Source organism: Butyrivibrio sp. AE3006 (genome assembly GCF_000424165.1).
Lineage (GTDB): Bacteria > Bacillota > Clostridia > Lachnospirales > Lachnospiraceae > Butyrivibrio.
Window position 1 is genome coordinate 43,410 of record NZ_KE384146.1, and the last position, 16,312, is coordinate 59,721.

The 16,312-nt window shown below is 42.6% G+C and carries 16 protein-coding genes; 3 read left to right on the forward strand and 13 right to left on the reverse strand.

Translation table 11 applies throughout. The features are described 5' to 3' along the window. Nucleotides 1–10: 10 nt before the first annotated feature. From G603_RS0118215 to G603_RS21825, 6 genes are all read right to left on the reverse strand, one after another. On the reverse strand, nucleotides 11–622 hold the full coding sequence (locus G603_RS0118215) for a hypothetical protein (protein ID WP_026671075.1): 612 nt from the start codon (nucleotides 620–622) through the stop codon (nucleotides 11–13). 256 nt (nucleotides 623–878) lie between these two features. Then, nucleotides 879–2,249, reverse strand: a complete 1,371-nt coding sequence (locus tag G603_RS0118220; RefSeq protein ID WP_026671076.1) for a sensor histidine kinase — start codon at nucleotides 2,247–2,249, stop codon at nucleotides 879–881. A gap of 37 nt (nucleotides 2,250–2,286) precedes the next feature. Next, a complete protein-coding gene (locus G603_RS0118225) occupies nucleotides 2,287–3,000 on the reverse strand; it encodes a LytR/AlgR family response regulator transcription factor (protein WP_026671077.1) in 714 nt (237 codons plus the stop codon). Between the two features lie 162 nt (nucleotides 3,001–3,162). Further along, nucleotides 3,163–4,350 carry a hypothetical protein gene (locus G603_RS0118230; RefSeq protein WP_026671078.1) on the reverse strand — a complete coding sequence of 396 codons (1,188 nt, stop codon included), beginning with the start codon at nucleotides 4,348–4,350 and terminating at the stop codon, nucleotides 3,163–3,165. Nucleotides 4,351–4,454: 104 nt separating this feature from the next. Beyond that, on the reverse strand, nucleotides 4,455–5,339 hold the full coding sequence (locus G603_RS21065; protein ID WP_051208115.1) for a DUF6033 family protein: 885 nt from the start codon (nucleotides 5,337–5,339) through the stop codon (nucleotides 4,455–4,457). Between the two features lie 338 nt (nucleotides 5,340–5,677). Further along, the gene (locus G603_RS21825) at nucleotides 5,678–8,332 is read right to left on the reverse strand and encodes a hypothetical protein (protein ID WP_051208118.1); all 2,655 of its coding nucleotides are present in this window, start codon (nucleotides 8,330–8,332) and stop codon (nucleotides 5,678–5,680) included. A gap of 377 nt (nucleotides 8,333–8,709) precedes the next feature. Between G603_RS21825 and G603_RS22530 the strand changes: the two genes are divergently transcribed. Together G603_RS22530 and G603_RS22535 are read left to right on the forward strand one after the other, a co-directional pair. Further along, nucleotides 8,710–9,114 carry a helix-turn-helix domain-containing protein gene (locus tag G603_RS22530; RefSeq protein ID WP_155832714.1) on the forward strand — a complete coding sequence of 135 codons (405 nt, stop codon included), beginning with the start codon at nucleotides 8,710–8,712 and terminating at the stop codon, nucleotides 9,112–9,114. Nucleotides 9,115–9,261: 147 nt separating this feature from the next. After that, a complete protein-coding gene (locus G603_RS22535) occupies nucleotides 9,262–9,606 on the forward strand; it encodes a hypothetical protein (protein ID WP_155832715.1) in 345 nt (114 codons plus the stop codon). Between the two features lie 19 nt (nucleotides 9,607–9,625). Here G603_RS22535 and G603_RS0118250 read toward each other — a convergent pair whose 3' ends face one another. The 4 genes from G603_RS0118250 to G603_RS0118270 all read right to left on the reverse strand — a co-directional run bounded on the left by G603_RS0118250 (nucleotide 9,626) and on the right by G603_RS0118270 (nucleotide 12,035). Then, nucleotides 9,626–10,378 carry a histidine phosphatase family protein gene (locus G603_RS0118250; RefSeq protein WP_026671079.1) on the reverse strand — a complete coding sequence of 251 codons (753 nt, stop codon included), beginning with the start codon at nucleotides 10,376–10,378 and terminating at the stop codon, nucleotides 9,626–9,628. A 90-nt stretch (nucleotides 10,379–10,468) separates the two neighbouring features. Next, nucleotides 10,469–10,756 carry a hypothetical protein gene (locus tag G603_RS0118255; RefSeq protein WP_026525997.1) on the reverse strand — a complete coding sequence of 96 codons (288 nt, stop codon included), beginning with the start codon at nucleotides 10,754–10,756 and terminating at the stop codon, nucleotides 10,469–10,471. A 167-nt stretch (nucleotides 10,757–10,923) separates the two neighbouring features. Next, on the reverse strand, nucleotides 10,924–11,145 hold the full coding sequence (locus G603_RS0118265; protein WP_026525996.1) for a hypothetical protein: 222 nt from the start codon (nucleotides 11,143–11,145) through the stop codon (nucleotides 10,924–10,926). A gap of 149 nt (nucleotides 11,146–11,294) precedes the next feature. Next, nucleotides 11,295–12,035, reverse strand: coding sequence for a nucleoside/nucleotide kinase family protein (locus G603_RS0118270; RefSeq protein WP_026671080.1), 741 nt, complete (start codon nucleotides 12,033–12,035; stop codon nucleotides 11,295–11,297). Between the two features lie 208 nt (nucleotides 12,036–12,243). Here G603_RS0118270 and G603_RS0118275 point away from each other — a divergent pair, with 208 nt between their 5' ends. Next, nucleotides 12,244–13,374 carry a transglutaminase domain-containing protein gene (locus G603_RS0118275; RefSeq protein ID WP_026671081.1) on the forward strand — a complete coding sequence of 377 codons (1,131 nt, stop codon included), beginning with the start codon at nucleotides 12,244–12,246 and terminating at the stop codon, nucleotides 13,372–13,374. Between the two features lie 66 nt (nucleotides 13,375–13,440). Here the strand turns inward: G603_RS0118275 and G603_RS0118280 are convergent, their stop codons facing one another. From G603_RS0118280 to G603_RS0118290, 3 genes are all read right to left on the reverse strand, one after another. Then, nucleotides 13,441–14,583 carry a glycerate kinase family protein gene (locus G603_RS0118280; RefSeq protein WP_026671082.1) on the reverse strand — a complete coding sequence of 381 codons (1,143 nt, stop codon included), beginning with the start codon at nucleotides 14,581–14,583 and terminating at the stop codon, nucleotides 13,441–13,443. Between the two features lie 62 nt (nucleotides 14,584–14,645). Continuing rightward, a complete protein-coding gene (locus tag G603_RS21080; RefSeq protein ID WP_051208121.1) occupies nucleotides 14,646–15,716 on the reverse strand; it encodes an oxidoreductase in 1,071 nt (356 codons plus the stop codon). Nucleotides 15,717–15,821: 105 nt separating this feature from the next. Beyond that, nucleotides 15,822–16,124: a hypothetical protein gene (locus tag G603_RS0118290; protein WP_026671083.1), complete on the reverse strand. Its 303-nt coding sequence runs from the start codon at nucleotides 16,122–16,124 to the stop codon at nucleotides 15,822–15,824. Between the last annotated feature and the right edge of the window lie 188 nt (nucleotides 16,125–16,312).

Here is a 16,312-nt window from a genome sequence, read left to right on the forward strand (position 1 = left end):
AAAATCTATGTCAGGTCTTTACATCAATACTCACACTGACGCCTTCTGCTGCAGACACCTCTGTTCCTGTTGATTTTGCAATCTTTTCATCAATATGCGGAACCTTTGTATTGTGCGTGGACTCTGAAACAACGGAAACTTTCACGCCACCGACATCGATCTGCTGTGCCTTTGCATTTTCTTCGTCTGAGAATCCGGATGCCCTTGCTTGTGCATTTGCAACTCTGTCTGCTTCTTCCGCTCTTCTTTCTGATGCAGCCTCCTGAAGATGCTGTTCCTGCCACCTTCTCTCAGTTTTCTTCTTTTCACGCGCTGCTTCAGCTCTTTCATTCTCTTTCTGCAGGGTTGCATCAGCTTCCCTGGCTTTCTGCATTTCCTTATTAGTCTCAGCAATCTGCTCCATATTGTTATTTGCTATGTCTTCAGATCTTTTCTGAGTTTCAGCCAGTTCTTCTTTCTTTTTTGTGGTATCCGCGCCGGATGCCTCATCTCTCTTGATCTCAGCATCCAAAACACCGGCCTTACCATCCATCTGCTTTTTCACTCCCTGCTGAAGCTGTATCTGTTTCATGGATGTACTGGCAGATATAAGAGACTGAGTCATAACATTTGTTAAAGCCATCTTACTTACCTCCTTCGCTTCGCTACGCATACAGTCTTACTAAGCTCGCGATGCTCGCTAAGTGCGACTAGCATCCTTATACATAATATGGAATATAATATTGAACTTCCGCTCTCGCTTCGCTCGCCGGAAGACGTTCGGACTAGGCTCAAAAATACTTCACCAAGTCCTCTCAGCTCTAACAAAGGCTTCGGAAAGTTAATAAAAAAAACTTATAGATTTTTCATGAAACGACCTTTTTCAATCATGAATGGACTCAAATAACCATCATTGCAGTGAATATAACCACGTCTCCCTCCTGTTCAAGCTGGGTAGTTCCATAATACTTTTCTGTAATCCTTCGCATATTTTTCAATCCAAAACCATGCTTATCACGATCTGTCTTCGATGTTTCCATAAGTCCGTTCTCATCAGAAGACCGCAATAGTCCGTTATAGCTGTTCTTGACTTGGATCATGAACATATCACCACTACGCCAGGATTTTATCTCCACGAAAGATTTATCCAGGTTTTCTGCAGCCCTTATAGCATTTGAAAGAGCATTATTCAGAATAACGCCCACATCTATGGATTCCACTTTACCTTCTTTCGGATAGTGAAAATCATCTACAAATCTTATTCCAACGTCCTCAGCCTGTCTCCGCTTCTCTGAAATCACTATATCAGTGACAGGATTTCCGGTCTTTGCATTTATATCTACAGCATGAAAATCCTCAGACCAGTCATGTAAGTATTGTAAAGCCTGATCACTACTGTTTCCCTTTATTAGATTACCGAGTACCATAATATGATTGTTGATATCATGCCTAATTCCACGGAAATCCGAATAGACCTTCTCCATGGAATGAACATGCCCTGAAAGTTCGTCGATCTGACTGTTTACAAGAGAGTTTTGCAGTACTTCTTCCTCAGAAGTCTTAATCTTTTGATAAAAATAGATCACTGCAATCATAGTGAGAAAAGCTACCACACCAAATAATGCACGCATTTCATGATATACAGGATATCTATTCCAGAAATATTCACCCGAAGCTTTTTCAAAAGCTTCTTCCATAAATGTACATATCCAGTAAGATACTATTATTGTTATGTATGTTGCTGATAAAAAAGCTAATTCTCTCCATTCCATAAGTTCTTTTTTACGGCTGTACATCGTTTTAATCAGATGTATTCCTATAACCAACAAAGCACATCTTATTACCGCATGAATAGCCTGCGCCAAACCATAAAGCATAATCTGCTGTAAATCTCCTGTCACTTTTGGATTCATAAAAGTCACAGAGCTTATAAGATTCCATGGCAAAACAGCAAGCTCCATTGATATCCACAAAAGCAGATACATCGTCATTGATAAAAACATCATTTGCGGAGCGTTCACCCTCTCTACGAAAACGGAGGCAATACATACCGCACTACAGCCAAGAGCATAGGCAATTACCCCGGAAAAGTTCACCGGAACAAAATACAATATAGACATCACTCCTGCATAGACCACTCCGAGTATAACTGTGCGCACTCTTCTTTTCAGAAAAGGTATGTAAAAAACCGAAACAAGCACTGCATTTAACAGCACATTTGCAATCATCGATATATTATTTACCTGGTCCCACATGGCTTCAGTAATCATTAATTCTCTTCACCTCTATAATTTTTGAAGTAATACCTTACTCAGCTCTCTTTTTGTTGTAATCCATCAGAGCTTTTACAAAAACCGGATAGTTTTGTTTTGAGATAAGTGCTTTACCCCTTACCATATAGCACGTTCCAGAATCATACCTCTTTACAAATCGTAGATTTACAAGATATCCTCTATGAGTCCTTAAAAAATCATCACCTACAAGCTTTTCAAGTTCTGATAGATGTCCATAATATTCAATTTCATCAGTTCTTGTGTGTACGATTATTCTGGCACCATACACTTCTGCAAAAACAATGTCTGAAACACACAGCCTTATATGACTGCCTCGTGAGTTCAACATCACATACTTCTTTTGAGAATTAGTAGCTGATTTAGAAATTTCCACTTTTGCATCTTTTATCACATTAACCATCTTCTTATTTGAGAATGGCTTTACAAGGAAATGAAATGCTCTTACATCAAAAGCATCAAATACATACTGCTTTTCTCCAGTTATAAAAATGATAACAACCTCATCGCTAATATCACGAAGTTTCCTGGCGACATCCATTCCAGACACTCCGGGCATCATAATATCCAGAAGAATAATATCAGGCATATAACCATCTTGTTCCACAACTCTCAAGACGTCTTCTCCAGTGCAAAAGCAACTAATCTCATCATCCGAAAACGATGCATTCAGTTCCGACACTATAATTTTTCTTATTCTTTCTTCATCATCGCATACTGCTATCTTCATAAGGCAATATTCCTCCAAGTTATTCGTATCATAATCACATAAGAAATACTATGATTTGATCACGAAACGACCTTTTTCATATCTGAAAGGGCAAAAAAGAGCCGGATAGAAATATTTTTCCATCCGACTTTACATTAACAATATAACTTTTAACCATACTGTTTAAATCTGAACATCAATCGAACCCCCATCTGAAACCGGAGCTGCCATTGCCGGCATTGATACGGTTATCCCCTGCACTGCTGGGCTTCCAACCGCTGCAGAAGCTGACTGTCCACCTCCCATACCGGGAATACTCCCTGCTTTTCCAAGCTCATGCTTGATCATATCTTTAAGATACTCCATATTTGCTTTTGCAATAGCCTTGTCTTCCGAAGCCCTATGCTTCCGCTTTAGATCCTCAAAATCCTCTTTGCTCATATGCGGATCTACCACTTCCATATCTTCAAGCATCTCCATAGTTTCTTCCAACTCTTCCAGTTCTTCCTCGCCAAATTCAGAGATCATCTTGTTCAGATCAGCCATCATTTCATCCGAAACATTAGCTCCGCTTTCTTCGATTTGTTCTAGAGCTTCCTGCAACTGAACCGCCCCCTCACTTTGTTCGGCGGCATTTCGGTCGTCACATCTTAAATCCGCTTCGCGGATGGTGACTCCCTCCAACATCTCCTCGCGCTCATCGAAGATTTGGTCTTCTTTCTCAGTGATCTTTTCTTCCTCTGCCTGTGTTATGGTACTCTGAATACCCCGAACAGCATCTTCCTGTTCGTCAAGGCGCTCATCCTGCTTCTGCGCACGGGCCACCATTTCTTCCAGCTCCAGATGATGTTTCTTTTTCCTTGCCACCATTTCCATGCGCTTTGCATGGGTTAAAGCAAACTGTAGTTCCTCAGGATCACCATCCCCCGCAGAAATCTTTCTCTTTATCTGCGTCACAGCTCTTTTTGCTGCCAGTACTGCCTGCCCGGCACTGTTTGATGTCTTGGCACTCTGTATTTTGGATGCAACCTCTTTATAATTATAGGTCGGCTTAGGCGCTGTCTCTTCCTCTGCTGCATCCGGGGAACCGGATGATGTCAGAAAATCATTTATTTTTTTATTATTCTGATCTTGCTGAGAATCCTGCTTCAGTGAGCGTATCATCTGCCGCATCTGCTGTGATAATCCTTTTCGATCATTAACCTCATTGTCTGTTCTTCTGTCAAAGCTTGATACAAAAGGATTTACCGGCATCTTTCCCATAATTGTATTCTTCATGGCTCCGTCAGTCTTCTGAGCATAGAGATTCCTCTGGGCATTCTTCATGTACGGTGAACTATATAGATTATTCGTGATAAATGATATATTCATGCTGTACCTCATAACATGTAGGAATCGTATTTATACGATTCCTCTCGCGCCAGCCGCACGCTGCATAGCAGCAATTTCCACTGTGCGGCTGTGTGCATAAAACATCAGCCTCTGAAATCTATCTTTGTTCCTACCATCTGCTCGGCCTGAGTCATAACTTTTCCGGATGCATTATTGTATGAGTATGTCTGCACCTTAGAGAGAAGTTCATCCATGGAATCTGCTTCGAATGTTACATATTCCTCGTCATCATTAATCCTGGAATCATCTTTATCAGTATCTTCCTTTTCAGCTTTTTTATCCCTGGCTTTTTGGATACGTTCCTCCTGAGCCTTCTTTTCCGCTTTCTTTTTCTCCTGAAGTTTCTGAGCCTTCTTCTCTGCTGCTTTCTTTTCTGTACGCTTTTTCTGAAGATCTGAAGATTTATTTACAGTGGCAAAGAAACTCTCCTTACCATTAGAATCAACACTCATCCCAAAATTCTTAACACTTGCGCCGCTGCTGGCAAGTCCCATCTTAGCCTCTGACATCTTTGTCTGTGCCATGGCAATGATTCCTTCATACTTCTTACGATATGATTCATCTGTCGCCATCCGCTCAAGCTTCTTTTCATCTATAAGAACTACCATTTTGTTGGCGTTACCATAGGAGGCAGCATTCTGCTGAACCTGAGCCTTCATGTCCTTACTTACGGCTATGAACTCCATGTTATGATATTTTGATTTCAGCGAATTATAGTAGTCCTTTGCCTTATCGGAAAGCTGCACATCTCCAATAGTCATCCCATATTCAGTTTTTCTGGGCACAAGTGAACTCGTGGTATCTATCGGACTCCACGCTTTTGTTTCTACTTTAGCCTGCTGAGAATTTTTTGCTGAACCAGCCTGATCTGCCCTACCTGTATCAGGAGTCTTAGACACTCCCGATTTCTCGTTATGGACACTCGGATTTATCTGCTGATATGCAGAAATGCCATTAATTCCTGTCATACTGATCTACCTCCTTGTAAAAAAGCCGACATCCTTTTCATTCATTTATATCTAAAAGCGCATAGTAAGACACTTATCCATTTCTTATATATTTTTTATCGTCTTAACTACTGCCGGAATGTACCCTTAAAATATAAAAAAAATATATAGTTCTTTGTACCCTTATTGTTGTATGAAAAAAGGCCTTCAGGAAACAAATCCTGAAGGTCTTCCATATTACTGTAATACAAGCCTATGAATCACAGAATCTTTTGATTCCAATAACCCGGAAAACCATGAACAGGTCACATCGTCATATCGGTCACTATCATCCACTTCATTAAAAAGCCTTGCCGCATCTAGTTATATTTGTTTACGGTTTTGCTGCCCTTGCTTCTACTTATCTTGTAATTGCAGCCCTTAGTAATGGAGTCCTTGATGTAGGTATTTAGAATTTCCTTATACCTCCGCTTTCCGTCTTTTTCAAAATGAGAGATCAGTGACATAAATTCATCATCCTCATATTCAATACAAAGAACATCTTCATCTTCCATTTTTACAAGGATTGTCACGGCATGGCTACCATCCTCTGCGACCTCCGTGTACTCGAGATCTTCTTCCTTCAGGAAGCCCACAATATCATCAACCGCACCAAGCATTGCATCTGTTGCCTGATCAAAGGTATCCGGAATTCCAACTGAAATATCCGACGGAGCTTCATCAAATTCGGCATCTATCGGTGCTGCTTCAATTTCATCTAAAGCTCCTTCATCCGGAATATCAGTGATAGGCTCAATATCGTCATCTAACGGAATATCCTCTGCAGATTCATCTGATGCTTCCATAGCAGATATATCCATATCAGGAATCTGAATATCAGCACCCTCTTCTGCTGCTGGCTCATCAACTGAAATCTCCTCAGAAACCTCAGGCTCAGGCAGATTCAGTTCAGGAATCTCAAGATCAAGCTCAGGAAGTTCAATTGTAATTTCTTCTTCAATTTCAGCTTCCGTCTCAGGCTCTTCTTCCACATCATCCTTTAAAATATCGATTGATATCTCATCCATATCCCCTGCATCTTCGGATTCAGCTTCATCGGGCATATCTAATGAGATTTCATCGATTATTGCTGCTTCCTCCGGCGCAGGTTCTGCTGTAGCTTCAACAGGTATCTCAATTTCAGGCGCTGCTTCTGCTACTACTTCAGCGGGTATTTCTATTTCAGATGCTGCTTCTACCATTGCTTCTACAGGAATCTCTGCTTCAGGTGCGGGCTCTGCTATTGCTTCTGCAGGTATTTCAACCTCTGGTACAGGCTCTGCTACAGCTTCTGCTGGTATCTCTACTTCAGGAACTGCCTCTACAGGGATCTCTATCTCAGGTACTGCCTCTGCTATCGCCTCTACTGGTATCTCTATCTCAGTAACAGCCTCTGCTACTACTTCTACAGGGATTTCCATCTCCGGTGTTGCCTCTGCTATCGCCTCAGCCGGAATCTCAACTTCGGCCGCTGCTTCAACAGCAGGTGCTTCTGCTGCTACTTCAGCAGGTATTTCAACCTCTGGTACAGCCTCAGCGGGTATCTCAACCTCAGGCACTGCCTCTGCCATCGCCTCGGCAGGTATCTCTATCTCGGGTGCTGCCTCAACAGCAGGTGCTTCTTCTACTGCTTCTGCAGGTATCTCTACCTCAGGTACAGCTTCTGCGGGAATCTCAACTTCAGGCGCTGCCTCTGCCACCGCTTCTGTAGGTATTTCAACTTCAGGCGCTGCCTCTGCCACCGCTTCTGCTGGTATCTCAACCTCTGGTACAGGCTCGGCTACTGCTTCTACAGGTATCTCACTCTCCGGTGTTGCTTCTGCCATTGCTTCTGCAGGTATCTCAACTTCAGGAACAGCCTCAACGGCAGCTGCTTCTTCTACCGCCTCAACGGGTATCTCAACCTCAGGCGCTGCCTCTACTGCAGGTGTTTCCGCTACCGCCTCAACTGGTATCTCTATTTCAGGAACTGCTTCTGCTACTGCCTCTACAGGTATCTCCACCTCAGGCGCTGCTTCCGCTACAGCCTCAACAGGGATTTCTACTTCTGGTGCTGCCTCAACTACAGGTGCTTCTTCTACTGCTTCTGCAGGTATCTCTACTTCTGGTACAGGCGCTGCCATTGCCTCTGCAGGTATCTCTACCTCAGGTACAGCTTCTGCGGGAATCTCAACTTCAGGTGCTGCCTCCGCCATTGCCTCTACAGGAATCTCCACCTCTGGCACTGCTTCCGCTACAGCCTCAACAGGGATTTCTACTTCAGGTGCTGCCTCAACTACAGGTGCTTCTTCTACTGCTTCTACAGGTATCTCTACTTCAGGTACAGCCTCAACGGCAGGTGCTTCTGCTACCGCCTCTGCTGGTATCTCTACTTCAGGTATAGCCTCCACAACAGGTGCTTCTGCTACCGCCTCAGCAGGTATCTCTATCTCAGGCGCTGCTTCTACAACAGGAGCTTCTTCTGATGAAGATTCTTCAATGATTAGGACTCCATCAATTATAGGCTCCGCTTCAACAGTCGGAGCAGCCTCTACTACAGGAGTTTCTTCCACTACAGTAGCAGCTTCAACTGCAGGAGCTTCTTCCACTACAGATGCGGCTTCAACTACAGGGGTTTCTTCCACTACAGGAGCGGCTTCAACTGCAGGAGCTTCTTCCACTACAGGAGCGGCTTCAACCGCAGAGGCTTCTTCTACTACAGGAGCAGCCTCCACCGCAGGAGCTTCTTCCACTACAGGTGCGGCTTCAACCACAGGCACTTCCTCAACTACAGGTGAAGCTTCCTCTACGGGTGCAGCTGCAGCAGCCTGAGCCATTTCCTCCAATTTTTTATCAACATCTGCAGCAGTCTGAGCCGCAGCCATAGCTGCTATCATCTCATCAGTAGAAGGTGCTGGCTCAGCCGCAGCCTTAGGCTTTCTTGTCCTTGTTGTCTTTTTAACCGGTTCCTGTTCCTGCTGATCTGTATTTCCCATCTTCAATCTCCTTTTCAAGCATTTGTTGATAGGTACAATTCTTCCGATATTGGTAAAATTAGTCGCAATAAGTAAAAGGAATCGAATAGAATCCTACAAATATATTATCTTTTATAGTTAATCAAAAGAGAAATTAAGTTCTTATAAAAAAGATAAAGAATTTGTTACCTACCTGCCTTTTCAAATTACAGGGTCAGAGTTATATTGCATAAAAAACGTCAATTCTACTTTAAAGTACAGCAAAACTCTAATAAAATGACCAATTCTACTTTCGAGGGGTGTCTTTTTTCCGAAAATTCAATACTATAGTAGATGGCACGGATGATAATCAGACCAAAATCTCAGAACAAAATCATCTCTGCCGGAGGAGAATTTGTATGGATCTTGTGAAAATTGGCAGATATATCGCAGGAAAAAGAAAAGAACTGGGTATGACACAAAAGCAGCTTGCTGAAAAGCTCGGTATGAGCGATAAGTCTGTTTCCAAGTGGGAACGAGGCGTGTGCCTCCCTGACGTATCAGTATATTCGGAGCTCTGCGGAGTATTGGGGATAAGCATCAACGAATTTATTGCAGGCGAAGATCTTTCCCAGGAGACAATAGTTCAAAAATCCGAAGAAAATATCATGGGTGTAGCAACAGACAGCAAAAACAAACAGAAATTCCTAAAGAGAACAATCTGTGTTCTTCTGATAGTATCCATTCTTGCACTTTCAATAATTGGCGTTATTATTTACAAAGCCCTGAAACCTCGCAATTTCATTGAGCCCTTAACTTTTTAAAGCAATGAGCTTGAAGCTATAAAACTTGCCGCTATCCCTAATGACATATTTATCTACAAATATATTACCACCGATACATACAAGTACCTGAGGCTCTACTACTCCGATGGCAATTTAGAAACGCAAGACGACACCGGTGTAATTGAAATGAATTTTGAATATGACGGTTCGCCTGAGAATGGTGAAATCATTCTTATACCGGATTACGCTGCAGGCGAGGTGAAAATAGCTATTTCTGCAGGAAAATCCATGATTTCCACAGAAGTCCCGCTGTTTGAAAATACAGTCGATTTAGGCGAACTTGGTAAAGGTTCAACAATACCTTTGGCAGCAACAGACATAAAATACAATGAAAAGCAGCCTCTATTAAGCTTTTATTTGAATAAAAAAGAGATCCGGATATGTGATACCCGTGATCTCTTGAATGCACGACCTAAGCCATCTGCAGATAATGAATATGCGTGCAACTTCTATTTTGAATTCAAAAAGTAGTTGAACCCGGAAAACAGACTCATTTCTCAAAATGAAGCTTTTCTTCTTTGAATGCCCGAATATGTCCCATATCATTGAAAAGCTCCAGCCTGGGAATTATCATCCCGCTTTCCTCCATCGAAAAGCTAATGATTGAAACGGAACAAACACCGTAGGGCATGGATGTCAGCACATAGGGAAAAGGCAAATTGAAAAGATGCGAATACAAAATAGCCCCAGAGCCGCCGTGAGCAAAAAGAGCAACCGTATCATCGAACTTGTCCGCCACTCCATCATTTCCTGCTTCTGAAACCACCTTTCCTGCGCGATACTCATACAGCCCGTTTTTTCTGAAAAGGCCGTATTCTTCAAGCAATTCATCAATGCCTGCAGAAACCTTTTCATAATACTGAAGACAAATATTGTTCTTGAAATAATGGTGATTTTTCCATTCCGAGCTTCCAACAAACTGCGGATTCTCGGTTAGAAGCTTATATCCAAGAGTCCAGGGATGTCCGTCAAATTCAAGCTTTTCATCTTCGCTTACAGCTTCTCCTCTCGCATCACCCCAGTCGATTTCATGCATGAAATCAAGGGTTTTAACAGTAAGTCCATGATCCTTTGCTGTATACGAAGCGGTTTCTACTGCTCTACCCATGGGAGAAGCGTATATCGCCCTGATATCTTCGTCTTTTAATCTTTTTGCAGTGCATGCAGCCTGCTCTTTTCCATTCTCAGTCAGGCAATCCTTAGCATAATTGGGCTCACCGTGCCTTACAAAAATAAGTCTCATATCATCATTCCTCTTTTTTTATTCCTTAAAGCCTCGCAAGCATCATGAGATTCTGTAAAAATACCATATCTTTGCGAAAATCCACTAATCCTAATCCTCATCAAAAGGACTATCCATCATAATCTCATTCCACCTGGCGTTATAGTGCTCGGCGGTCTTTTTATCGATAATCCGCTCTCTGTCACTGAGTATGGCAAGCATCTCATCGACAATCTCACCCTGCGGCGGATGCGAATAGTGCGAAAGATAGCCTATCATGCGTGTCGCGGTAAAATCAGTATTTAGATTTTGTGTTATAAGATCGCAAAAACGCTCTTCGTAGCCATCATTTAACATGATTTCATATAGCATTCGGCTCATCTTCGATTTTGGTTTCATGCATCTCCTCCACAAGAAATAAAACTACGTAAGGCCGGAAAACACCTCACAGAATGTTCTGCTCAAACAAATACAGACCGCTCCAATCACGGATATCGGTCTGCTTTTTGTTTTCATAAATTTGAAAATGCCACCCCGCAATAAAGGCGACATCTTCCATCAATGATTCAATTAGCAATCTCTTTTACTACTTCAAATTGCTTATTCCATTTTAGCTCTAAACCATCCCATAAGTAGGTGAGCTCCCCATTTGGATATAAACTTATAAATCGACTGGTGATATCAGAAGGATTATCCTTTGAATCATAGTACATTGCGTTGTTATGCGCACTTTTCCTCTCATAAACGAAACCGTCAATAGTTATTCTCTGTGGGAACTCAGTTATCATCACTGCCTCCTTTGGAATGAAACTGTTTGATTGTTTGTTTTCACATCATATTGTACAGTAGATAAAAATCAGATACAACATATAGCGTGTGCTATTTTAAAAAATTTTTGAGGCAGTTAATAAAAAGGCTTAACCACGCCAAATATGTTTCACAGAGCTTTATAATCATCATTTTCATCAAGGGAAAGTGTCATATCAGCGTCGAGGGAATCATTTAGGCAGATTCTTACGTTTGCCATATCGCTGAAGTCCACAAAAGCTGTAGCTTTTTCCAGAGTATTACCACTTTTAGCCTTGCGATCTATGAGGCGATTCCGCAAAAAATCCTCGTTTGCGGTAATCCTTATGGTGTAATCCGCATAATTCCTGAGCTCGCGCCATCCATCCTCGTTCAAAAGAAGATAATTACCCTCTAAAATAACGATCTTCTCAGACACAGTATATGTATCCTCCACCGGGTTATGAAGGTGCCTGTCGTATGAAGGCCAACCGCAGGTTTCACCGGAAGCCACTCTTTTAACAGCTTCAGTAAGCTTTTCCAGGTCAAAAGTTATAGGCGCTCCTTTTATTTCCACCATTTTTATGGTCTTTCCATCCCGCTCCGTGTCGTGAGAAAGGAGATATTCCTGCCTTCTGTGGAAACCATCCATACCAATTGCCTGCACATTGCAGATATCGTCCTGTTCTTTTGATAAAGCCTCAAGGAAGCTGCTTAGTGTGCTTTTCCCTGCTCCTGGAGGCGCGGCGAGCATCACAAGAATACGTCCATCCTTTTTCTTCTGCATGTCTGTGAGCCTTTGCAAAAGCGGCAAAAAGACTGCATTTATCGTAGTTTCGCTGTATTTTGCATTTACATCTATGCCATTGATATTTACTTTATACTCTCTCATTTCCCTGTTCCGTTTTTCCTGATTTATAGTTATTATGATATAGAACTTATACGTGCATATCGCTACCATCGCGGTTCTATTCCATTATATTAACTATCTTAAAAAAGGTATACCGAAATAAATGGCAAACAAAAATCAGTATAATTTTAATCGAAATAGAAAACCCCATAAAAAGAGCTCACATCCCTTATTGTCGATATTATTCGGTATGTTTCTTGTTTGGGGAATTACGTATGCCTTAATTCAGATTAGATCCGGCAATTCTGATGAATCATACATCCCTTTTGTGGTTTCTTCTGACCTTAACGACGTAACAGGCAAAATTGTCTTCTACGATAAGGCTGACAGTCCCTCTGAAAAAGAGGACATTTGGGTACTTTATCAGGGGCTTAGCGATGCGGATAAAATCGTATATGATCTTTTCCTGGATCTTGCTAAAAACCGTGACGGCGATGATTATACAAGTGCTATCATAATTTCCCACGAAAAAGTGGCTGAACTTGAGCCAGACCATCTCTGGAATATCTATTACGCCATGTGCTATGACCATCCTGAATATTTTTATCTTTTTACCGGAGATGAGAAAATTCATTCAACATTTTCATCCTATGATAACTACGAAGTTCATTATTACACCATGGAAAAACCCAATGAAGAAGATGCCGAGCTGGAAAATAACTTCCGGGCTGCAACTAAAGAATTTTTCAAGGGCATTGATATGAACGGGTCTGATGAAGAAATTGAGCTTGCTATCCACGATAAGCTTATTGACACCGTCAATTATGATTATGAAATTTTGGAAGACAATCACAATGATGGAGTCTGGGAACTTGGCGATACCGCCTACGGCGCTCTTGTATGCGACTCCGAAGGGCGGCCAAATCATGCTATTTGCGGAGGTTATTCATTTGCATTTGAATACCTTTTGCATGAAGCAGGGATTCCCTGTGCCTATGTTTCCGGAAGTGCAATGTCTATCCCACCTTCTGATGATGACCAGCCCAGTCACGCTTGGAATGTAGTAAAAATCGGTGAAAAATGGTACGAAGTTGATACCACCTGGGATGATCAGGAATACGAAGAAGGCGAATATGATGAGTTTTTTGCATCATTGGAAAACTATGAAGATAAATACGACAATCTTCTTCACCATTACTACAACAAAACCACTGCAGAAATGGAGGATCTGAAGGCCACAGAGGATACGCTTTTCTATGTTGATGGCTACTCACCTTATAATGCCGTAAATGACAGCTCTCATGTCAGAGCTATCACGGCTTCTGATGACAGCAATCCCATAGAAATCTTTGTAAATTCACTGATTCCGATTGCTGAATGAATTGCCCTCATGCCATAATAACGCCTACAGGTTTTGTGCTGCGTGTATTAATCTCATGGCATTCTCTCACAGGTTTTTGGCTGCGTATATCAGCCTCATAGCCTGCTCTGCCGCATCCGCAAGGTTCCTTTTCGCATTTTCTGCATCCATGGCTTCATCCAAAGTGCATACTCTTCTCAAAATAGGAAAAAATGCATCGATTCCGCTGTCATTGCAGGCTGCCGCATCCTTGGAAACAGCTCCGGAAAAAGCTATTACGGGTTTGCCAAAGCTTTTCGCAAGTCTTGCAACTCCAATAGGAGCCTTCCCCATGGAAGTCTGGGCATCAAGCATACCCTCTCCCGTAACAACAAGGTCGGCATCTTTTATATAGTCGGCAAGCGCCGTCTCTCTAAGTATTATGTCTATTCCACTTTCAAGGGATGCATTTAGGAAAGTCCTTAGTGCAAAGCCCATTCCGCCTGCAGCGCCGCTTCCGGGAATATCAGGGTCTGCATCAGGCTTTACTGTCTTCGCAAGTTCTGCGTAGTTTTCAAGCCATTTATCCATCAAAGCTATCATCTCGGAATCAGCACCCTTCTGAGGTCCAAACACGTTACTGCATCCAAGAGGTCCGCAAAGAGGATTGGTTACATCGCAGGCCACATGAAAACTGCACTCAGTCAGCTCCCTGCAGACATTTTCACAGGAAATACGAGTTAGGTTCTCAAGGCCTTTTGCACCTAATTCGATTCTTCTTCCGTCTTTATCCAGGAGATCAAAGCCAAGCGCCATCAGCATTCCCGCACCGCCGTCATTTGTAGCGCTTCCGCCTATTCCGATAATGAATTTTCGACAGCCTTTTTTAATGGCATCAAGAATCACTTCGCCCACACCGTAAGTAGTGGTATTTAGAGGATTTCTTTGCTCATTGGTAACAAGCGTTATTCCTGCAGCGCCGCTCATTTCTATAACTGCGACATCTCCGGGAATAATTCCATAGCGACAAAGGACCTTTTCAGATAAAGGTCCCGTTACGCTAACCTCCTCAAAATGACCACCGGTACCAACGACAAGAGCATAAACAGTACCTTCTCCTCCGTCAGCAAGTGGTCTGACTATGGTTTCAATATTTTTATTTACGCGCTGAAAGCCTTCTTTTACAGCATTACCTGCCTCTATTGAAGACAGGCTGCCCTTGAAGGAATCGATTGCTGTAACTACTTTCATACTGCCTCCCGATAAAACGCTGATGTCTCAAGCTTTGTAGTCATCTATTGGTGCCACGTGCTTTATTTTTTCCTTTTCATCTCCGCAGGACACTTATGCTGAGTAAAAGGTCCGTACTGACACCTTGCGCATTCAAAACATTTGACATAGGATTTTCCTTCTTCAAGAACCGCCTTGGGGAAATTGGGATCGGCAAGAACAGCTCTAGCGAGATCAACAGTATCTGTAAGGTCATTTTCTATCAGATATTTAACCTGCTCAGGCTCGAGCAGGGAATTGACGCTGGATACCGGAACTTTTCCCTTAAAATGCTCATGGAAACGAACGCCCAAAGAACATATCAGGTTGTAGGGCTTGGTAGCATCCTCAAGTGCGGAATCAATCTCTCCTTGCCCATGAGATACCTGAAGATAGTCGCAGCCGGATTTTACGTACTCTTCCGCGATTTCTATGGCATCGGAAAGATCGGGGTCTGCACCTATAGTTCTTATGGAAATAAGAAAATCATCTCCGCATTCTTTTCTAATATCGCGGATTATCTCAGCACCGAATCTGGCTCTGTTCTCAGTACTTCCGCCGTACTCATCAGTTCGAAGATTGGTCTTTTTTGCGGCAAACTGATTGATCAGATATCCGTGGCAGCCATGAAGCTGAATTCCGTCATAGCCTGCTTTTTTCGCTCTTATCGCAGCATCTACAAAGGCAGCCTGCATCTCATGGATTTCATCTGTGGTCATGGCTCTGGACATTCCGCCATCTCTTGTCTCAACTGCAGACGGCCCGATTGCCTCACCGCACTGGGGATTTGCGGTTATTCCTGTGTGATTAAGCTGGATTATAGCCACAACGTCATTGTCATGACAGTTTTTCACTATCACTTTGTGACCATCAATCTGGTCATCACTCCAAAGCCCCAGGTGATTTTCTCCAAATCTTCCACTGGGAGTAACAGCGGTAGCCTCCACACAAATAAGGCCGATTCCGCCCTCTGCGCGCTCTTTGTAGTGTTCTATATGTTTCTCAGTGACTTTTCCATCAGGCCCCGCAAAGTCAAACTTTACTGTAGGCGCCATGGTCATCCTGTTTTTCAGCCTTTTCCCATTGATTATAAGCTCATCATTTACCCTAGTCATACTCTTCTCCTCCGTTTGTTAAAGCTTTTTAAAGACTTTTTCCGTTTAAATCTGGCGAGATCAATCTCTGGAATGGTTTTGGATAGCATTTTCGGAATAAAATCATCAGAACAGCTTCGGTATCATGGAAAGTTCTGTTGATAGCAGCTCTGAATCATTACATATAATCGAAGTTAGGATATAATCTATTCCCTTCGCAGTCATGCGGCGCTGGCCTCTGAAGATAAGGTGCATCTTCTTGTCCTCTGTCATATACTCCTCTGAGGCAGTTACCCCGGGATCACTTCCTTCGAGAACCTTCCTAAAGTCACCCAGGAAAGCCGGGATTAGAACCTTAGCGGTTTTGCTTCCGACTTCCGGTTCGTATATTTTATTTATTTCATCCTGTAGAAGTTCTTCTATTGTCATGGATTTACCACCTTCCATCTATATTCTTGCCCATGTATGACATGGGCACTTTCTATCATGACTTCAAAACCTCTCTGCTCAGAGGAATTCTTCTTTTTGTCCTTTTTTGAGGCGCAAGCACCTACCAGCATGGCTCCAATACCTCATTCCAAGCAGAGGAATTCTTCTTTTTGCCCTTTTTTGAGGCG

Bases quoted from the DNA above. Each gene is read 5' to 3' on its own strand.
- G603_RS0118215 (WP_026671075.1), bottom strand. From the start codon at position 622: ATGGCTTTAACAAATGTTATGACTCAGTCTCTTATATCTGCCAGTACA.
- G603_RS0118220 (WP_026671076.1), bottom strand. From the start codon at position 2,249: ATGATTACTGAAGCCATGTGGGACCAGGTAAATAATATATCGATGATT.
- G603_RS0118225 (WP_026671077.1), bottom strand. From the start codon at position 3,000: ATGAAGATAGCAGTATGCGATGATGAAGAAAGAATAAGAAAAATTATA.
- G603_RS0118230 (WP_026671078.1), bottom strand. From the start codon at position 4,350: ATGAATATATCATTTATCACGAATAATCTATATAGTTCACCGTACATG.
- G603_RS21065 (WP_051208115.1), bottom strand. From the start codon at position 5,339: ATGACAGGAATTAATGGCATTTCTGCATATCAGCAGATAAATCCGAGT.
- G603_RS21825 (WP_051208118.1), bottom strand. From the start codon at position 8,332: ATGGGAAATACAGATCAGCAGGAACAGGAACCGGTTAAAAAGACAACA.
- G603_RS22530 (WP_155832714.1), top strand. From the start codon at position 8,710: ATGGATCTTGTGAAAATTGGCAGATATATCGCAGGAAAAAGAAAAGAA.
- G603_RS22535 (WP_155832715.1), top strand. From the start codon at position 9,262: ATGAATTTTGAATATGACGGTTCGCCTGAGAATGGTGAAATCATTCTT.
- G603_RS0118250 (WP_026671079.1), bottom strand. From the start codon at position 10,378: ATGAGACTTATTTTTGTAAGGCACGGTGAGCCCAATTATGCTAAGGAT.
- G603_RS0118255 (WP_026525997.1), bottom strand. From the start codon at position 10,756: ATGAAACCAAAATCGAAGATGAGCCGAATGCTATATGAAATCATGTTA.
- G603_RS0118265 (WP_026525996.1), bottom strand. From the start codon at position 11,145: ATGATAACTGAGTTCCCACAGAGAATAACTATTGACGGTTTCGTTTAT.
- G603_RS0118270 (WP_026671080.1), bottom strand. From the start codon at position 12,035: ATGAGAGAGTATAAAGTAAATATCAATGGCATAGATGTAAATGCAAAA.
- G603_RS0118275 (WP_026671081.1), top strand. From the start codon at position 12,244: ATGTTTCTTGTTTGGGGAATTACGTATGCCTTAATTCAGATTAGATCC.
- G603_RS0118280 (WP_026671082.1), bottom strand. From the start codon at position 14,583: ATGAAAGTAGTTACAGCAATCGATTCCTTCAAGGGCAGCCTGTCTTCA.
- G603_RS21080 (WP_051208121.1), bottom strand. From the start codon at position 15,716: ATGACTAGGGTAAATGATGAGCTTATAATCAATGGGAAAAGGCTGAAA.
- G603_RS0118290 (WP_026671083.1), bottom strand. From the start codon at position 16,124: ATGACAATAGAAGAACTTCTACAGGATGAAATAAATAAAATATACGAA.